This is a genomic window from Pseudoalteromonas sp. SR45-1, from assembly GCF_014163655.1.
Taxonomy (GTDB): domain Bacteria; phylum Pseudomonadota; class Gammaproteobacteria; order Enterobacterales; family Alteromonadaceae; genus Pseudoalteromonas; species Pseudoalteromonas distincta.
Genome location: NZ_JACJDR010000009.1, coordinates 100,121 through 119,924, shown reverse-complemented (window position 1 = coordinate 119,924; position 19,804 = coordinate 100,121). Strand labels below are relative to the sequence as shown.

The following is a 19,804-nucleotide window of genomic DNA, read 5'->3' as shown; positions in this document are numbered from 1 at the left end:
TATGTAGAGGCTAAAAGTGGTAAAAAACAATATTAATAAATGGCTAAGTTTACTTTTTTTATCACTTTTAATCACAGGCTGTGGCGGGGGAGGCGAAAGTAGTGATACAACTACGGCCCCTGGTAACGCTGCGCCCAGTGTTACGCTTTCGGTTAGCAGTAACGTTATTACTTCAAATCAATCATTTACCATTACAGCGCTTGCAAGTGATAGCGACGGACAAATTGCCAGCTATCAATGGCAACAACTTAGCGGGCCTGAGTTTACGTTTACCTCTAACGGTAACACGCTTACAGCCACTGCACCTAGTGTAACAACCGATACGACCTTTAGCTTTTCGGTTACAGTTACTGACAACTCAGGTGCTACTGCACAACAAGTTTTTTCAGGCACTATCACCTCTCAAAATAATGCTCCTACAGTTAATATAACAGGCCCAAGTAGTGCACTTGCCAGCACACAAGTTAGTCTAGTTGCTAACGCTCAAGATACAGATGGCACTATAAGTAATATTAATTGGATTCAGTCTGCTGGGGACAATGTTGAGTTTTCACAAACTGATGGAGTCCTTAGTTTTACCGCCCCTAATGTATCTGAAAATACAACACTAGGTTTTAGCGTAACCGTAACTGACAATGCAGGTAAAAGCGCTCAAGCGAGTAAAACGGTTTTAATTAATCAAGTAAATAGCGCGCCAACAGTCATTGTTACAGGCCCTGAAGAAGCTGAAAAAGGTGACAGTGTAACCTTAGTTGCAGATGCACAAGACAGCGATGGTAGTATTAATAGCATAACTTGGCAGCAAATAAGTGGTCCTGTAGTTGAACTTACTCAAACACAAACAAGCATTAGCTTTAATGCGCCCACTGTTTCACAAAATACCAATGTTACATTTGTGGTTACTGTAACCGATGACGATAACGCTACAAATAGCGCTCAAAAAACAGTTGTAGTATTAGCACCAAACAATCCACCAACTGCAGATGATGTAAGTATTAGCGTGCAATATAATCAAGCCACTGAATTTAGTTTAGTTGTTAGCGATGCCGATAACGATACCGTTCAGATTAATTTTGGTGATGATTTAAATGGTGCACAAATTAGTGTTATTGATGCACAGGCCTTACTTTTTAGCTACACGCCTCCTGCAAACAGTATTACTTCACAAAGCTATACGTTAACTGCGTCTGATTCAAAAGACACAACCGAATTTACCCTGAATATTACTGTGGTTGATTCAACGCCCGCTACAATTAGTAATGTAACACCCCAAAGTAATAATGACCCAGTTCTTGTAGATAGCCCTGTTAGTATTACATTTTCAGATATTATGCTAACGAGCACTTTAGCAGTTAATTCTAGTAGTGGTGTTTGTACAGGAAGCGTACAAGTGTCGGCAGATAATTTTACTACTTGCTTGGCCTTAAATATTGAAAGTTTGTCGGGTACTACTAGTGACACAAGTACTTATTTTCATACTGTAAATGTAAGCGCAAGCTTTAATGAAGATAGCCAATATATTGTCCGTGTTACAGCTGATTTAACTAATTTTGATGATACGGCCATTGAAACGCAAACAGCTACTTCTTTTACTACCTCTAGCCAAGATATAAAAATAACTGAAGTTTCTTCTGTGCAATTTAGTAACGACCTACCTTGGATTGAAATTTATAACGGCACAGGGGCTGCTGTAAACTTACAGAGTTATTCGCTTAAAACCCGCAGTATTAATATGATTAATAGCTCGACTAGTGCAGAGACAACTTTTTCACTGCCCAATAAAGAGCTTGAAAATGGTGAGTACCTTATTTTACAAAGTAAGTTTGGGGATGATTTTTTAGTAAATGCGTCAGTTAACAACCCTAAAATAGCGCTTGTGGGTAATGCTAGTGATGAAATTAGACCTTATTGGTACATAAACGGTTTTGTAGAATTACTTAATAGCGCAGGTACACAAACAATCGACTTTGTAAAATTTGGTAACTCAGTACAAGAACCAGTAACGCCATCACAATGGCAAGGTGGTAACGCAGAGCAAATCATCTCCGAGCAAGGAGGCAGCTTAAAGCGCGAGCTTAATGCGACAGACACTAATCAAAGTACTGATTGGAGTTATTCTGTGTTTAACACACCCGCTGGGCCAAACAATATAAATTGCACAATAGATGATGATGAGGATGGTATTCCTGATTGCGCTGAGCAACAGGGGACAACATTCGCGGGTTTACCACTTTATGCGTGGGGGGCGCGTACCTCACAAAAAGATATATTTATTGAAGTTGATTATATGGACAGCAGTGATGTAGGTATTACTCCACATCGAACAGCACTTGAAAAAGTAGCCACTGTTTTTGCAGAAAAAGGCTATACAGTCCACTTTGACGTAGGTGATTTGTTTGATCAAAATACAAATACAGCACCGCAAAACTTTGATTTAGGTGGCGGAAATCTTGTCCCTTTTAATAGCTATACCCCGTTTGAATACGATTTAAGTAGCCCTAATTTATTTGCTTATAAAATGGAATATAGCGATATAACTCGCAGGCCCATTTTCCATTATTTATTAATGGCAAGTAGTGGTAACGAAGACGGTAGTATTAGTGGGTCGGGTATTGCTGAGATAAGCGGTAATGATTTAATGGTAACTATGGGAGGCTGGGGTTTAACGCTTGATACGCAAGTAGCAACCAATGTAACTTATAATTATCAAGCATCAACAATATTTCATGAGTTAGGTCATAACTTAGGTTTATACCATGGCGGTGATGAAGAAGTTAATTTTAAGCCTAATCATTTAAGCTCTATGAACTATTTATATCAATTAGCGGGTTTATCAACAATAGGTAATAACGAAGGCGATCGCTACTATGAGCGTTTTTACCCAGGCAATGCTAGTTGCGATATTGCACCAAATACTAATAGTCATTTAGGCTCTACGGATGATTTTATTATTGATTATTCAAATGGTAGTTCAGCAGATTTAAATGAAAGCACCATACTTGAAATACAGGGGTTAAATAGAAATAGCTCACTACCAGTTGATTTTAATTGTAATGCAATTAACACCGAAAGCTTAACCAGCTTTGATACTAACCAAGATAATACAATATCAATACTGAGTGATGTAGATGAGTGGAGCATGCTTAATTTACAGTTTTATATGCAAAGTGCAGGTAATCGATTTGGCGTGCCAAATACAAATAACAGTAAGGTGCATAATTTACAAAGCTCGCCTACTAATATTGAAACGCTGCCCAGTTATATAAAAGAAGCACAGCCAAGTAGTGCAATTATTGCTGAGTTAAAAGCAATTAAAGAGCAATAGTATGAAGCCAATGCTAAGCACTAAGTTTATTATCTTGAGTAGTTTTTTTAGCTTACTAATAGCGTGTAGCGATACTAACAATGCACGTGAGTGGTTACTAAAAAATGATAATTTGTATTATAAAAATACAGCTGTTGACTGGCGAATTGAATCAGTAAAGGACTGTAATACATGCGTTATAAGCCAAGATGTTGTTTATCAGCCTGAAGGTATTAGTCGTTATAATACGTTAATGCAGAGTCAGAATTGGGTCGCGGTACATGAACTAAGTAAAATCAATGTCATTCGTTTAAAGATGCCAGACCAAACACCTTATTTATACGTAGAGCGTGTAAAAGGTCAAATACTAAAGCTGTTTGATCAGCAGCAAAACTACAGTATAAAAATTGGTGAAGTTACAGCCGTTAATATTAATAATCAGCGCTTTAGTATTTTGATTAAAAAATTTGAAGAAGTAGATAAACAAAGCGATGCATTACCAAGGCGTGCATCGCTTGAGTTTATTGCTTTAAAAATAGATTAAAAAAAGCACCTTAGGTGCTTTTTAATCTAGAAGGCGGTGTCCTTCGAATATTGAAAAGTCAGCAACCTTTTAATTAACTGCGATATTTTGGACGATAGTTATCTACCCATAAACGTGTTGCACCGCACACTGCGACTGGCATAACTATTAAGTTTATAAAAGGGATAGCAGTTAACAGCATAACAGCAAAACCAAATCCGTATGACAAACCTTGCTTAGATTTTAAATCGTCTTTCATTTGCTTAAAGTCAATTTTATGATTATCAAACGCATAGTCTTCGTATTGAACTGCGTACATCCAACAAGTAAATAACACCCATAGTATTTGACCAATGACCGGTAAAACCCATAACAATATAAAAAAGCCAATTGCGCGAGGAAGGTAGTAGCATAGTTTTGTCCACTCACGGGCAAGCATGCGAGGTATATCTTTAACTAGTTCGGCAAAGCCGTCATCGTTAATTTTTTGACCTGTTAGGTAAAGCTCAACTTTTTCACTCAAGAGCGCATTGAAAGGGGCTGCAATAAAATTAGTGATAACTGTAAAGAGCATACTATAGCTAAACAAAACAACTAATACAGCAATAGGCCACATTAGCCACTCTAACCAGTTTAACCACTCGGGGAGCATGTTGTTTATGTAGCTAAAACTATCACTTAACCAGCCAACTAAAAAAAACAGCGAGCTACCAAACAGCAAAATATTAATTAATAGCGGAATAAGGACAAAACGCTTTAGCCCTTTTTGGCTAATTAATTTAAACCCCGAAAAAAAGTATTCCATACCTTGTGTGATCTGCACTGTAACCTCAAAAAATATTTACCATTACTTATAGTATAAATAGCTTAAAAATTTTGAACAGTACTTTTAAGTAACAAAGTGTTAGCTTTAATATTGTGGTTTTGTTTATATAGTAACAATAGGTGTTCAGTAATATGCAACTATGATTATTTTAGACAGGCCCGATTATTTTTTGCCAATAAAATAAAAAACTTACTAATCATGACTATACTGAACTTTACTGCGTAAGAAAAAAGCGCTTGATTAAAGCTTTTGTTGTTTCAATGTGTATAAATAATACGGGTAAAGGAAAATGGGTACGGATAGGTTAAAAAAGTTATTATCTCACCAGCAAGGCATTTTATCTAAAATTGCATTAGGGGTACCTTTAAGTGAGGTGCTTACTGAAATTTGTTCATCAATCGAGCAGATTATTGATGATGAATCCGCTAGGTGTTCAATCTTATCAGTTAAAGGCCAGCAGCTTTTTCATTGCGCAGCTCCTAATATTCATCCAGAGTACTGTAGTTTGCTTAATGGAGTCTATATAGGGCCAAAAGTGGGCTCATGTGGTACTACTGCATTTTCGAAATCGCGCACTATTGTTGAAAATATCGAAACTTCACCGCTGTGGGAGGACTTTAAAGACTTAGCACTAAAGTTTGGTCTTAAGTCATGTTGGTCAACGCCTATTTTTTCAACTCAAGCCGATTTATTAGGCACCTTTGCTATCTATCACAGCACTCCTAAATCACCATCAAAGCAAGACTTAGAGTTAATCGATTTTTTTGTGCACTTTTCTAGTATCGCTCTTGAAAAAAGTAACGAATTTAACAAAGCAAAACAGCTGCTCGCGAATTTACAGCAAAGTAATGAAAAGTTTAAAGCCTTCACTAAGGTAATGCCTGATCTCATTCTTATTTTAAGTGAAGAGGGAATTTATACCGATGTGTATGGTACCTCTAATGAGTTACTGCTTGATTCAAGCAAGGACCTTATTGGTCAAAGTGTTAAGGATCTGCTCTCCCAAGACGATGCACAAATGATAATGGACGTTATTAAAAAAACACTCTCGACTAACGAGACGCAAATTTTTGAATATGAATTAGCTGTACCAAAGGGGAATATAGTTTTTGAAGGCAGGGCTGCTGCATTAGATCATTACCACCCCAATAGTCCTACAAAAAGGCACGTAGTATGGATGGCCAGAGATATTTCAATAAAGAAAAAGGCCGAACAAGAAGTACATAAGCTTGCTTTTTACGACCCATTAACGAATCTTCCAAATAGAAGAATGCTTAGCGACAAATTAAGCATGTGTGTGGAGAGTGTTAAGCGTGATAAAAATATAGGGGCGTTATTATTTTTAGACCTAGATAATTTTAAGCGTATTAATGATTCACTTGGGCACAGTGCGGGTGATGAAGTACTTGTGGAATTATCAAAAAGGTTAAGCGCAATAATAAAAGGCTCTGATACGTTGGCCAGAGCGGGTGGCGATGAGTTTATTATTTTACTAAAACACGTTGGAGAAAATACACAGCAGGCGAGCATCGAGTGCAAAATAGTAGCCAAAGAGATTCAAAGAGCTTTTCATGATAAATTTGAAGTGGGCAACCTTGCATTTCAAGTAAGCTGCAGCATAGGTATTTGTCTAATTGATAGCGTAAATGCGCAGGCAGGCAATATATTAAAATTTGCAGACACGGCTATGTATCGTTCTAAAAATAAAGGGGGGAATAGCAGTAGCTTTTACGATCCAGCCTTACAAACACTGCTTGAAAAACAAACTGAACTAGAAACCGATATAGTCAGGGCGATTGCATCTGATGAGTTTTGTGCTTATTTTCAGCCTCAGGTAAATACGTATGGTGATGTTATTGGTGCTGAAGCACTCATTAGGTGGAACCATCCTCAAAAAGGGTTAATAGCGGCAAACGAATTTATACCAATTGCAGAGCAATACGGGCTTATTCAAAAACTACAAAATATTGTTTTACATGATATATGTATTTTAATAAACGAACTTAAAGCAGATAACATAATTGACGACTCGTTTAGTGTTTCAATTAATATTAGCCAAAGCCAGTTTAATTCATCAAATTTAAAAGGAGAGCTGTTTAGCACTATCAATAAATTTGATATTCGAGCACAGCAAATTAAGTTAGAAATAACCGAGTCAATGCTCTCAAGCGATATAGATTATACAATTAGGCAAATGAAAGAACTCATTGCCGCTGGCTTTTTATTTTCGATTGATGATTTTGGAACCGGTTACTCCTGCTTAGCGTACTTAAGTGCGTTTCCTGTTAAAGAATTAAAAATAGATAAAAGCTTTATTGATAAAATTTTAGATAGCACGGTTGGCTTTAATATTGCGCAAACAATTATCAGTTTAGGAAAAAGCTTAAACTTAGAGGTAGTTGCAGAGGGCGTAGAAACAACAGAACAATATGACTTACTTAAAAAAATGAATATTGACGCCATGCAAGGCTACTTAATTGCAAGGCCGATGGATAAAGAAGGCTATGCAAAATGGCATAGCGCTAATACTAATGCGCAATAATACTTGAACACTACTATTTATTAATTAGTAATAATTTAGCAAAATTTATACACTTGCTAGGCCACTTTTGCTCTTTTAGCTGGTGAAATGTCATAACCCATATGCTAAATAAGGAGTAAAGATTTTTTAATTAAACAATGCTAAGCTATGACCGCTTAAATATATTATTTAAAGCTTAATAAACTTATAACAATGAATGGAAGCTTTATGCAGTTAGTCGATTTGAACCCGAATGATCCCGACGTGGTAAATGTATTTGATGATATAGACCGACTTATAAATTCTTTATATCCTGTGGCTACCGCACAGTCTCTGGAGTTAAACGAATTAACCTTACCTAATGTGTACGCTATTGGTTTAAAAACTGAAGAAGGTATTATTGCCTGCGGTGCGATTGTAGAGAAATTTGATACCCAGCCTTACGGCGAAATAAGACGTTTATATGTAAAACCAAGTCATCGTGGTAAAGGGCTATCAAGACGTATTATGCAGATTTTATTGCATCAAGCTGGCGAAAAACAAATCCCGTTAATACGCTTAGAAACAGGCCCAAAACAAATAAAATCAATCAATTTATATGAAAATTTAGGCTTTAAACGCTGTAGCAGTTTTGGCTCATATGTAGATAATCCACAAAGTGTTTTTATGGAATTAGGGCTTAGTAAATAAGTTCATTAACGCTGCGACATGTTAAAGCTTAATGTGTCGTAAATATCTGCCTTCATTATTATCTTGTAATAAAAGTCATACTCAAACTAGTAACTATAAAAGCAGCTTTTATAGTGATGCAAAAATACTTCACTGTTTTTAACACCTGTCTTCGTATAAAATCTGCCTCGATAATTAGTGACTAACTTACAAAGCGAGAATTTTTATCTTTTCTAAAAGTAGCAATAAACAAATGAGCGAAATAACAGTAGTAACCCACAATGGTAATTTTCATGCAGATGACGTTTTTAGTATTGCGGTACTTAAACATGTTTTGCCAACGTTTAAATTGGTACGCACACGCGATAAAGCGCTTATAGAAAGTGCCGACTACGTAATAGATGTAGGTGGGGAATACGATCCTGAAACTAATCGCTTTGATCATCATCAACGTGGTGGTGCAGGCGAGCGAGAAAATGGCATTCCTTTTTCATCATTTGGTTTAGTGTGGAAAAAATACGGCTTAGCACTGTGTGATGATAACCAGGCCGTTGCTGATAGAGTGGATTCAGGTTTAGTTTCAACTATTGACGCCATTGATTGTGGTCATGTTGAAGGTGTATCAAAAGGGATAAGCTTGAGCCAAACAATTTCAATGTTTAACCCTACATGGGAAGAAGAAAGTAACTTTGATACCTGTTTTGATGAAGCCGTTGAATTTGCAGCACGTATGCTCATTCGTTTTATCGCCTCAGCTCACGGTAGTGTTAATGCAAAAGAGATTGTCGCCAGAGCAATTGAAAATGCAGACGATGCCAGAGTAATCGTGCTTGAAAAGTACACACCGTGGAAAAAAACAGTGCATATTTTATCAAGTGAGGCGCTATACATGGTTTACCCATCGCATTCTGGGCAATGGATATTACAAACAGTACCCGTTGAGCCTGGCTCGTTTGAAGATAGAAAACCGCTTCCTAAAGCATGGTCTGGTTTATCTGATCAAGCGTTCGTAGATGAAACAGGTATTGATGACGCAGTGTTTTGCCATAATGGTTTATTTATAGCGGGTACCAAGTCGTTTGAAAGCACAATGAAACTTGCCACTATGGCGCTTAGCGAATAACAACGCACTAAGCATAACAATTTATATAGATTGTTATGCTTGTTATTTTTGCGCGGAGCATTATGTTTGAATTAAAAACAATCGCACTTTTTATTATTACAGCCTTAGCTGAAATAGTGGGGTGCTATTTGCCCTACCTTTGGCTAAAACAAGATAAAAGCATTTTACTTTTAATTCCTGCGGCTTTAAGTTTGGCACTATTTGCATGGTTGCTATCTTTACACCCTACTGCTGCCGGACGTGTATATGCAGCTTATGGCGGCGTATATATTTGCGTTGCGCTATTATGGTTATGGGTTGTAGATGGCGTAAAGCTTACTATGTGGGATATTATCGGTGGTTTAGTAGCACTGCTAGGTATGGCAATAATTATGTTCGCCCCAAAGTCTATTTAATTCAAATGCATGCCAAAGCTTACTCATAATGAAATTACCCTTGAGCTTCCTGAAAGCCGATTTTTTGAAGATATGTTTGGGGTAGACTACCCAGGTTATCTCCCTTATTGGCTTGCTTATATGAGCCCAAAAGAGAGGCAAGCGTACCTCCTAGCTACAAAATCTGAGTATATGGATATAGTTGATGAAATGTATAGCGAAAGTTTTAATTGGCAGGAATGGCTACCTTACCCTTATTAAAACATCGCAAATTGTAATACCAAACCAGCACTCATATTTTAATGGAATAAAAGATTGAATATATTATACCTTGTGATTATTTTTATATTTATAGCAGCTAGTTTCCTATTTTTTGCATTTTTAATTTATAGACTACCAAAACCCCTGCAGCAAAAATGTATTGAAGGTGAAATTGTATTTGTTTTTATTGATAAAAATACATGTTTTAGACACTTTCTTGAAACTGTTATTTTAAGAAATAAAGTAGTTACTTTAGCTGATAATAATACGGCCTTTTATGTAAATGCAAATGACTATAAAAAACTCTGGAAAGTTAGTCCACATAAATTATCTACAATAGGCAATACTTACAAGTTGAGGTTAATTACTACGACTTTACTGTTTGGTGGGTATGGTTTATCTACGGTTGAAAATATGACAGAGATAGATAAAAAGCCAATAATAGTTAAATAAAGAGTCAGTTATACAATACTCATAAGTAGTTGTGTGCGGTTATTGGTGCTGGTGGATGTATGCTAAGCGTTTTTGACGTGCAGTTTTTATTCACTTTGCAGAATACATAGGTAATACTTGGTCACAACACGTTGGCTAAATAGCAGTAATTTGAGGTGTTGAGAACACCTTACTCTAATCCATCAAAAGTAAATTTTATAAACAAAGTAACTCAAGATGAATTTTATTGAATGAGCTAACTCATTTTTGCTAATAAAATTTATAATGAGTCATTTAAAAACAGCCATTTTTTATAACTTTTCTTATCTTTAAAAATCATCAAAGTCCTGTTTTATATATGCTAGCGGGCAATAGTTGTTTGGTTATTTTTTTATCATCAAAAATCACTCGTTACGAGCAAAAATACTTGTTGGACTTGAATCTCTATTTTTCTTTTAATGCGCGGCACTAGCCGAGTCGGCATTAATTAAACAAAAGAGAAAGATAAATGAAAGAGACAACATCACTAGAACAAGCTCGTACGAGCTACAATGTTCGTCATTGGAGCCAAGGTTTTTTTGGTATTAATGATCAAGGTGATGTGTATGTTGCGCCCAAGGCTCATGCACCAGAGCAAACCATTGCATTAACAGATATCGCAAAGCAACTACAAGATAAAGGTTTAAGCTTACCTGCTTTAGTTCGTTTTCCGCAAATTTTACACCATCGTGTACACAGCTTATGCGGCGCATTTAATACTGCGATTGAAAACTATGGTTACCCTAAAGACTATCTATTAGTTTACCCGATAAAAGTAAACCAACAACGTGAAGTGGTTGAAGAAATAGTAGCAAGCCAAGCACAAGTAGAAAAAAAGCAACTTGGTTTAGAGGCAGGCAGCAAGCCTGAATTACTAACTGTACTAGCACTGGCTGAAAAAACCAGCGCTGTTATTGTATGTAATGGCTACAAAGATAAAGAATACGTACGTTTAGCACTTATTGGCGAAAAGCTAGGTCATAAAGTGTATATCGTACTTGAAAAGCTTTCTGAGCTAGACATGGTGCTTAGCCAAGCAAAAGAGCTTAACGTAAAACCACGCATTGGTATTCGTGTACGTTTAGCGTCGCAAGGTAAAGGTAAGTGGCAAGCGAGTGGTGGCGAAAAATCAAAATTTGGTTTATCCGCATCGCAAGTTTTACATGTAGTTAATCGTTTAAAAGGCGCAAACCAGCTTGATTTATTGCAGCTTGTGCATTTTCACTTAGGGTCACAAATGGCGAACATTCGTGACGTACGTTTAGGTGTAAGCGAAGCTGCGCGTTTTTACTGTGAGCTACGAAAATTAGGCGCAGAAATTGATTGTCTTGATGTAGGCGGTGGTTTAGCTGTTGATTACGACGGCACACGTAGCCAGTCGCATAACTCTATGAATTACAGTTTAGCTGAATATGCGAATAACATTGTGTACACCATTGGTGATACATGTAAGCAATATGAGCAACCAATGCCGACTATTATTTCTGAGTCGGGTCGTGCGCTTACGGCGCATCATGCTGTGCTTATTTCTAATGTTATTGGTACTGAAAGTTACATGCCAGAAGAGTTAGTAGCACCAGCGGCAGATGCACCCCTGTTATTAAAAAACATGTGGGCATCGTTTGTACAGTTAACTGATTTAACGGATGACCGTGCATTAATTGAGATTTATCACGACAGCCAAGGTGACTTAGCTGAAGCGCATAACCAATTTGCACTCGGGTTACTTGATTTATCGCAACGTGCATGGGCTGAACAAATTAATATCCGTATTTGTTATGAACTCAACAAGCACATGGATAATAAAAACCGTTTTCATCGTCCTATTATTGACGAGTTAAACGTACGTTTAGCCGATAAGTTTTTTGTAAACTTTTCGTTATTTCAATCGCTTCCAGATGCATGGGGCATTGATCAAGTGTTTCCGGTATTGCCATTAAGTGGCTTAACTGAAGCACCAAAAAAACGTGCTGTATTACTTGATATAACCTGTGATTCAGATGGCGCACTTGAGCATTACGTAGATGGACAAGGTATTGAAAGCACATTACCTGTACCAGAATTTAGTGCCGATAAACCTTATTTAATGGGCTTTTTCTTGGTGGGCGCTTATCAAGAAATTTTAGGTGATATGCATAACCTGTTTGGCGATACGCACAGCGCAATTGTTAATATGGATGAGCAAGGCGTTGCAAGTATTACCGAGATAAACCAAGGTGACACTGTTGCCGATATGATGCGCTATGTACATTTAGATGTTGAAAGTTTTCAGCAATCATACGAGCAGTTAGTAAGCACTAAAATTGAAAAACACGAACAGCAAAGCGTTTTAGACGAGTTGCAAAGCGGCCTTGATGGCTACACTTATTTAGAAGAGTTATAAGCAATGTCAACTTTGTTTGGTCACGCAGATCACTCATTGTACTCAAATGGGATGACGTTTTTACGTCGTCCTATGGTGCAAAACATTAATGCAATTGATGCAGACGTAGTGGTTTTAGGCTTACCATTTGATTTAGCGACCTCGGGCCGCCCTGGTGCGCGCTTAGGCCCTGATGCAATTCGTCGTGCATCGGTTCATTTAGCATGGGAAGACACTAAATACCCGTGGACGTTCCCGTTGTTTGAGCGCTTAAAAGTGGCAGACGCAGGGGACTTTACTTACCCTGTCGGGGATCCTGAGTATTTTACTGCGCAACTAGAAATGGCTGCTGATCAAATACTTCGCCAAGGTAAAACACTATTAGGTTTAGGGGGCGATCACTTTGTAACGCTTCCGCTATTACGTGCTCACGCAAAAATACATGGCAAAATGGCGTTAGTACATTTTGATGCGCACACCGATACCTATAGCAATGGCTCGCGTTTTGATCACGGCACTATGTTTTATCATGCACCAATGGAAGGGCTGATTGATGTTGAGCACAGTATACAAATAGGTATTCGTACCGACTTTGATCAAAGTAAACATGAGTTTGCTGTGATTGATGCAATGCAAGCCAACGATTTACATGCTAATGATATTGCAGCGCAAATACTTGAGCGAGTAGGTGACCTACCTGTTTACTTAACGTTTGATATAGATTGTTTAGACCCTGCGTTTGCGCCTGGTACAGGCACTCCTGTGTGTGGTGGTTTAACGTCAGATAAAGTACTTAAAGTACTGCGTGCGCTAAAAGGCATAAACATGGTGGGTATGGATGTGGTAGAAGTATCACCTTCGTACGACCAAAGCGAGCTTACCGCAATTGCTGCAGCAACCATTGCGAGCGAATTACTGCATTTGTGGACGCATAACAATAAGTACTAATTCTATAATTTAAGTACTACAAAAAAGGGTATGCATTTGCATACCCTTTTTTATTTAGAGGTATCGATTATTCAACTGCTTAATTTCTTTTAACCAAATAACGCTTAGCCCAATAAGCGGCAGGTTAGTAGTTACAGGGTTAAATGCTTCAATAAGCAATTGTGGCTGCATTACAACTACTGCGAGTAAAAGGCCAATTAATGCTAAAACATTTAAAATTACTAGATATTTATTTTTATAAAATACAAATAAACACAAGCCAAATATAATTTCGCCAACACCCGCCGAACGTGTAATTAAATCAGACACTTCGGCTGAAAAACCAGCACTGCCAGTCATTAATTTTTCAAGTGGTGCTACGTGATAAAGCTTTGGGAAAAAGCCGTGAATGATACTAACCCAAATAACTATTTGAACAATTTAACGTTCTAAATCAATTACTAACGTCGTTAAAAAACTTTTATTTAGAACCACTAAACACAAAGTTTTTTGCCTAGTTACTAAATGATTTATTTAACGTTAAAATAGCCCCCATAGTTAATTGAATTAGTATATCCAACTTAAACTCACTATGTAGCGAGCAAGTTGAATATAACCGCGATTATTTCCTAGCATTGTCAATACGCTCTTGTGCACTTGGGTGGCTAGATAAGTACTCTAATAAGTCATTTACTTTTTCGAGGTGTTCGTTTTCGCTGGTATGGCTTTCTTGCAGCGCTTCTATTGCATCAGCAAAGTCATTACTCGAATACCCAAGCGATTCTAATTGGGTGAGTGCAAAGCTATCTGCCTCGCGTTCCATATCTCGTGAAAACCCTTGCTGAGCAAACGATGCACCCGTACCTAATGCAACCTCTGCAACTCCCTCTAAATCACCAAATACAACTGCTAGTACAATCGTACTTGCGGCAGATTGTGCTGTAATACGTACGCTATGCTGGTGGACTACATGGCCCATTTCGTGTAGCAATACCGCTTTTAGTGCATTGGGTTTATCGGCAAGTAAATTTGCTAAATCATCGGTTACCACGATACGGCCATGGGGTAGTGCAAACGCGTTAGCACCAAAGCTGTCTGATTTATAAAACGATAACCTATAAACCGATTGATCAAGCGATAACGCATTAAGCATACTTGTAAAATGTGCTTGTACTTTAGTTTGCTGCTCTGCGGGCAGCTCACTTGGGTCAAGCGCAATCTTTTTAATTAGTGTAAAACTTTGCTCCCCCATCTGTTCCACAACATTACGTGGCAGGGTATCAACACTATAAACAGCAATGGCCGGTACCGCTTTATAAAGTACTAACCACATAAAAAGTGGTGTAAATATGACTGCGGCTAAAATTACCCATTTACTTTTTTCAAGGCGCTCCATTATGTGATGGTTATTTTCTTTAAATGGCCATCTGTAACTTACATCTTGAGGGATAAAACGACTGCCATCTTCAAAGTTTAATTCGTCGGCAAGTCCTGCCATCCCTGAACTTAATGTTAGACTTGAGATTACGTGGCGAGCGATAACGTGTTCATCGTTGATAACCTCAATGTGTGTGTCGCTAATAGTGGCAACACACACTTGATAGTTACTCGATGCGATGGGGAAAAAATGTCCCTTTACATGCATGGTGAGCTCTTAAGTTAGAGAAAGGTCAATATCAAATACGTTTGCAGCTTCTTCAGCAAATGATGATTGCTGTTCTTGCGCGGTATCGATTAGGTTTAATGCACCAGGATAAATAGTGACGTTAGTTACATCAGCGAGCATTTTTGATGTACGTACTTTTGTCCATGGGTATGCAAGCCCTAAAGAAAATACAATAGCCAACATATTAGTTAATAGTAAAACAGCGAAAGGAATTGGTTTTAGCTCTGATTTAAATGTAGCAACGCCTTCAAAATGGCTGTTATCAAAAATGTGATTTCTAATAGCGGCGTGCCATACAGCAGAAACAATGGCAATCATTAGCACATAGGCAATCATCATAAAGATAGGAAGCATAACCATCGCTGCAGAGTTTTCTAAATTTTGTTGGTTTTCAATATCTACTAAGTTGAGGCCAAATAATCCTAAAATCCCCATAAATACCACCATGGTGATAGAGCTCACTACAAAGCAAATAAGCGCTGTTAGGTAATAGGTTTCGCCTTTAAGATTTACAGTAAGTGGTTTATCGCCATAACTAATATTGCTATGGATATAACTATCAATACGTTTTATAACGTAAGGCATTAATAAATAAAGCGTAAATATGCTTGCAATAGGTAAAAGTATAAAGTTAACAAAGGCTTCGCCATAACTGCCTTTAAAAGCAAAGCGAACATTACGATGGCGGGTCATACGCAGATTAAAACGTAAACCTTGGTTAATAATCCATGGCATTAAAAAGATAAAACCAAGAGCAATAAATAGGCCTAAAATAGGCATAAAGCTAATTGAGAATGTGTAAATAAAAAATACAACAACCGCTAAAATCCGACCTTTTAAAATTTGTATTGGTGTTGCTAGGTAGTCAAAACTATGGCCATCTATACGGGTGTGGCCGTAAAAATAGCGATGCGTACGTACTTTAGCCCACGCCGAATATATGCCAAGCGTAATAACGCTAAGTAATATATTTACAATCCAAATTCCAAAAAACTCACCACCTTTACCACTAAATTGCACTTTTCCGCTAAAAATTGGTTCAGCAGGTTCATTTATTGGTGGGGTTGTTTCAGATGGGGTAGGGTGTATTGATTCCATTAAATTATATCCATGTTGTTTTTTTGTTAATTTACCCATTTTTAGTGCAAAATTCAATGTTTATAATTATCCAACCCTTCTGCAAACAGCTATAAATAGGCGTTTTAAATATTGAGTTAAATACTCTAATACTTTTTTATAAATAAACCTCGCTGGTTTATTTATTTGGCTGGTAACTGGGGTCTTTAGCTTATTAATATGCGATTTAGCTACTATACATACTTAGTGCTGCTTAAATGTAATGGCATTAATTATGTATTAAGCACACCTACGTACAATTAAGCTAATTGATTTATATGCCAAAATAATAGATTGTAAGAGTAGTGCGGATGTAAATTTATTTAGGTTTTACAGCTTTTATCACCGCTTTAAATAACATTAGGATATTTATTATGTTCCAAGCAGTCGTGTTAGGGGGGTTAGAGTTTAGCCCGCTGATTGTTTACTTCCCAATAGCATTTATTTTAACGGCGTTGACTCGTTTTGCTTTGCATCGACTAGATTGGCATGACCGTATTTGGAAAGTGGCTTGGTTTGAGGTGTCACTATTTGTTTGTTACTTGGCACTCGCCGTCTATTTATACCAATCTGTTTAATTAATTGAGCTATTTTGAGGCAAGAAAACCGTGTCGATAACAAGGCAAAAATTTCGTTATTTAGTTGTTCTATATCAGAAATTTTTAACACAGTTAGCGTCAGGTTTAAGCCCTCAAATTACTCAAGTATTATTGCGGGTTGGTATTACTAAGTGGAAGATAAATTGAATGATTAAATATCTGCGTATTACTTTTACTATCTTGATTGTTATAGCTGCGGTTTTTGCTGGGCGTTGGGTATGGACTGACTACATGCATACTCCTTGGACGCGTGATGGGCGTATTCGAGCCGATATTGTCACGGTTGCTCCAGACGTGTCGGGTTGGGTAACTGCTTTAAATATTAAAGATGGTCAAAACGTACAAAAAGGCGAAGTACTTTTTAATGTTGATAAAAAGCGTTATCAAGCAGCGCTTGATAAAAGTAAAGCAAACACAGAAAACGCATTGTATACATGGGAACTTGCTAAACATAAATACGAAAGACGTGTTGAGCTAAACACTCAACAGGCAATAAGTGAAGAAACTTTAGAATCAACGCGTATCAATACTAAAATTGCTGAGGCAAATTATAACCTAGCTAAAACAGAGCAAACAATTGCGCAGTTAAATGTTGATAGAACTAAAATTGTTGCGCCTGCATCAGGGCAAATAATTAATTTAAATTTACGCCAAGGTAACTATGTAGCTCAAGGCACACCTGTTTTTGCTATTGTTCAGTCAGATTCATTTTACGTAACGGGTTACTTTGAAGAGAGTAAAATACCGCTTATTTATCCTGATCAAAAAGCAAAAATAGCGCTTCTAAGCGGTGGTAAGCAATTAACAGGGCACGTAATGAGTGTAGGTAAAGCCATTGCAAATACGAATACACAAAGTAACGGTCAGCTTTTACCGCAAGTGCAACAAACATTTAATTGGGTACGTTTATCACAGCGTATACCTGTTGATATTAAGTTAGATTCATTGCCCGAAAATACACAGCTTAGCGCAGGAATGACCGCCACTATACATCTCGCTACACGTTAAGGGGAATACAGTGGGCGTTGTATTACAAAATTTGTTTTTTCCTAAAAAACAGGCAATTATTTTTGCGACTAAGGGCGTTATAGCCATGGTGATGGCGCTCACTATTGCTATGTCGCTTAATCTTGAAAGGCCTTATTGGGCGTTAGTCTCGGCTATATTTTTGCAATTACGCCCGCAAAGCGGATTGGTTATTGAAAAAGCAATTTGCCAAATAATAGGCACCATAGTGGGCGGTTTATTTGGCATATTGCTTTTAACTCAGTTAATTCTCTACCCTTATTTAGCGCTCGGTGCACTGGCATTATGGTTGGGGGTGAACTCTGCGTTATCGGCAATGGTACGCCAAGCAAACTTTGTGTATGCGTTTGCTATGGCCGGTGTAACAGCCGCCATTATTGTACTTTTAGTCATGGTTACTCCGGCAATGGTGAGCAGCCAAAGTATATTTGATATTGCACAAGCGCGAGTAAGCGAAATAATAATAGGCTCTGTATGTGCTGGGCTTGTGAGTCATCTATTTTGGCCTGTAAAGGTTAAACATTTACTGCAAACACAAGCGCGGTCGGTTATAAATCAAACGTTACATTATTTAGTTATTGAGCTTGATTCTAAGGGCTCGCACGAAAACCGTCATCAGCAAATAGATGGCATTATGGCAACATTGGGATCAATAAACGAAGATTCCAGCGCAGTAAGGTACGAAGGACCAAAAGGTCCAGGGCGCTCGCGTGCTGCAAATCAGTTGTCGCAAAAAGTACTTTCTTTATTGGCCTTAATTCAAATAATTGGCCGTCTACAGCGAAACCACGAAGACCTTATTACACCTACTTTAGATAAATTAATAAGTAAACTTAAGCACGTATTTGCGCAAATTAAGGAGTCTGACGATTTTGATTACTGCGCCGAACAAGTTAAAACGCTGCGTAAAGAGCTAACCGACTATAGAGCAAATACGGTGTGTGATTCGCCATTTGAATCTCACATGCTCAATGTGAGCTTAGAAGTAGCAGCCGACTTAACAATTTTACTACGCGCATACAGAGCGTTAGAAGAGCGTGATAAAACATTATTAAATGCACCCAGTATGCTTACATATCGCGACCCATTAGCTGGCATTATTGTTGGATTTAGAACTGCTTTGGTATTTTCTATCGGCGCATTTATTTGGATTAATACAGGTTCTTCTGCTGCATTATTAATTATGATTTTACCGGTCATATTTTCGATAATGTTGGCGAGAATACCGTTAGCTATTTTACAGGTGGTAATAAAGCGTTTATTGGTAGGCGTGGTGGTTGCTGCTATTGTAACTATTTTTTACGCACTCAATTTATTATCACAAAGTGGTGGGCAATTAGAAATATTGCTACTTGTATTAGCAGGGCCTTATTTTTTGGGTTTACTGCTGCTAGCTGATCAACAAACATTGCCATATGGCTTGGGGTTTTGTATCCCATTTACGATTTTGGTAAGACCCAGTACCGATATGAGCCTTGCGTTTTCAATCGATTACACACTTAGCTCTGCAATGGCAATTTTTGCGGGGGTGAGTATTTTATTTTGGATTTTTCAGTTATTCACAGGCCCGAGTGTACAATTACTTGTTCATCGTGTTTTTAAGGCCACTTATAAAGATTTACTCGAAATAAATAACCATCCAACCCCAAGTATTTGGTATAACCGCCGCATGGCCGATAGGTTAATTCGCCTAACTAATTACGATCAAGGTTCACACTCACGCGTAATTACTGATCTTGCACTAACCGCTCTAAATTTAGGGCATGCGTCGGTTCGATTAAACTCAATTTGTGAAAATTTGGCTGGTAATACAAAGCTAAAGTATTTAAATGAGTGGCAGCGTACATTAGCCGATGCATTTATGTTGGCAACCAAGGGCAAATTTAATAATAAGTTTAAGCAAGCGTCAGATAATCTTTATGGGGAATTGGCTCAGACGGTGGACGATTCAAATCAATTAGAGGCAATAAAAGGCATGTTTATTCGCATTAATCTGACCTTTGAAAGAAGTGCGAGTAAGATAAATTAGCCCCATT

Annotated in this window: 17 protein-coding genes; 13 read left to right on the top strand and 4 right to left on the bottom strand. The window is 37.7% G+C overall.

From position 1 onward, the window contains the following. Positions 1-16: 16 nt before the first annotated feature. Positions 17-3,325, top strand: coding sequence for a PKD domain-containing protein (locus tag H5089_RS11035; protein WP_182712214.1), 3,309 nt, complete (start codon positions 17-19; stop codon positions 3,323-3,325). A 1-nt stretch (position 3,326) separates the two neighbouring features. Further along, positions 3,327-3,848, top strand: coding sequence for a hypothetical protein (locus tag H5089_RS11030; protein WP_024605426.1), 522 nt, complete (start codon positions 3,327-3,329; stop codon positions 3,846-3,848). A 73-nt stretch (positions 3,849-3,921) separates the two neighbouring features. On the opposite strand, the gene cysZ is transcribed toward H5089_RS11030, so the two are convergent. Then, a complete protein-coding gene (cysZ, locus tag H5089_RS11025; protein WP_182712236.1) occupies positions 3,922-4,632 on the bottom strand; it encodes a sulfate transporter CysZ in 711 nt (236 codons plus the stop codon). 310 nt (positions 4,633-4,942) lie between these two features. On the opposite strand from cysZ, the gene H5089_RS11020 reads away from it, so the two are divergent. The 8 genes from H5089_RS11020 (at position 4,943) to speB (ending at position 13,382) form a co-directional block, all read left to right on the top strand. After that, complete coding sequence (locus tag H5089_RS11020) at positions 4,943-7,195, top strand: EAL domain-containing protein (protein WP_024597466.1); 2,253 nt, start codon at positions 4,943-4,945, stop codon at positions 7,193-7,195. A 207-nt stretch (positions 7,196-7,402) separates the two neighbouring features. Beyond that, positions 7,403-7,864 (top strand): GNAT family N-acetyltransferase, encoded by a 462-nt coding sequence (locus tag H5089_RS11015; protein WP_002958569.1) that lies wholly within the window; start codon positions 7,403-7,405, stop codon positions 7,862-7,864. A 232-nt stretch (positions 7,865-8,096) separates the two neighbouring features. Further along, the gene (locus H5089_RS11010) at positions 8,097-8,966 is read left to right on the top strand and encodes an MYG1 family protein (RefSeq protein WP_154903389.1); all 870 of its coding nucleotides are present in this window, start codon (positions 8,097-8,099) and stop codon (positions 8,964-8,966) included. Positions 8,967-9,028: 62 nt separating this feature from the next. Beyond that, positions 9,029-9,361, top strand: coding sequence for a YnfA family protein (locus tag H5089_RS11005; RefSeq protein WP_096794091.1), 333 nt, complete (start codon positions 9,029-9,031; stop codon positions 9,359-9,361). Between the two features lie 9 nt (positions 9,362-9,370). Further along, complete coding sequence (locus H5089_RS11000) at positions 9,371-9,601, top strand: hypothetical protein (protein WP_024605430.1); 231 nt, start codon at positions 9,371-9,373, stop codon at positions 9,599-9,601. Between the two features lie 54 nt (positions 9,602-9,655). After that, positions 9,656-10,054 carry a hypothetical protein gene (locus tag H5089_RS10995; protein ID WP_024605431.1) on the top strand — a complete coding sequence of 133 codons (399 nt, stop codon included), beginning with the start codon at positions 9,656-9,658 and terminating at the stop codon, positions 10,052-10,054. A gap of 487 nt (positions 10,055-10,541) precedes the next feature. Next, entirely contained in the window at positions 10,542-12,455 is a 1,914-nt protein-coding gene (gene speA / locus H5089_RS10990; RefSeq protein ID WP_182712213.1) for a biosynthetic arginine decarboxylase, read from the top strand. A 3-nt stretch (positions 12,456-12,458) separates the two neighbouring features. Further along, positions 12,459-13,382, top strand: coding sequence for an agmatinase (speB, locus tag H5089_RS10985; protein ID WP_182712212.1), 924 nt, complete (start codon positions 12,459-12,461; stop codon positions 13,380-13,382). Between the two features lie 54 nt (positions 13,383-13,436). Here the strand turns inward: speB and H5089_RS10980 are convergent, their stop codons facing one another. The 3 genes from H5089_RS10980 to H5089_RS10970 form a co-directional block, all read right to left on the bottom strand. Beyond that, positions 13,437-13,802 carry a DoxX-like family protein gene (locus H5089_RS10980; RefSeq protein WP_310735808.1) on the bottom strand — a complete coding sequence of 122 codons (366 nt, stop codon included), beginning with the start codon at positions 13,800-13,802 and terminating at the stop codon, positions 13,437-13,439. A 181-nt stretch (positions 13,803-13,983) separates the two neighbouring features. Then, positions 13,984-15,006 carry a M48 family metallopeptidase gene (locus H5089_RS10975; RefSeq protein ID WP_182695307.1) on the bottom strand — a complete coding sequence of 341 codons (1,023 nt, stop codon included), beginning with the start codon at positions 15,004-15,006 and terminating at the stop codon, positions 13,984-13,986. A gap of 9 nt (positions 15,007-15,015) precedes the next feature. Further along, positions 15,016-16,125: a YjgN family protein gene (locus H5089_RS10970; RefSeq protein WP_002958576.1), complete on the bottom strand. Its 1,110-nt coding sequence runs from the start codon at positions 16,123-16,125 to the stop codon at positions 15,016-15,018. Between the two features lie 392 nt (positions 16,126-16,517). Here H5089_RS10970 and H5089_RS10965 point away from each other — a divergent pair, with 392 nt between their 5' ends. The 3 genes from H5089_RS10965 to H5089_RS10955 all read left to right on the top strand — a co-directional run bounded on the left by H5089_RS10965 (position 16,518) and on the right by H5089_RS10955 (position 19,797). Further along, positions 16,518-16,721 (top strand): DUF1656 domain-containing protein, encoded by a 204-nt coding sequence (locus H5089_RS10965; RefSeq protein WP_024605434.1) that lies wholly within the window; start codon positions 16,518-16,520, stop codon positions 16,719-16,721. A 168-nt stretch (positions 16,722-16,889) separates the two neighbouring features. Continuing rightward, the gene (locus tag H5089_RS10960; protein ID WP_024605435.1) at positions 16,890-17,750 is read left to right on the top strand and encodes an HlyD family secretion protein; all 861 of its coding nucleotides are present in this window, start codon (positions 16,890-16,892) and stop codon (positions 17,748-17,750) included. Between the two features lie 10 nt (positions 17,751-17,760). Next, positions 17,761-19,797, top strand: coding sequence for an FUSC family protein (locus tag H5089_RS10955; RefSeq protein ID WP_182695306.1), 2,037 nt, complete (start codon positions 17,761-17,763; stop codon positions 19,795-19,797). Positions 19,798-19,804 lie beyond the last annotated feature (7 nt).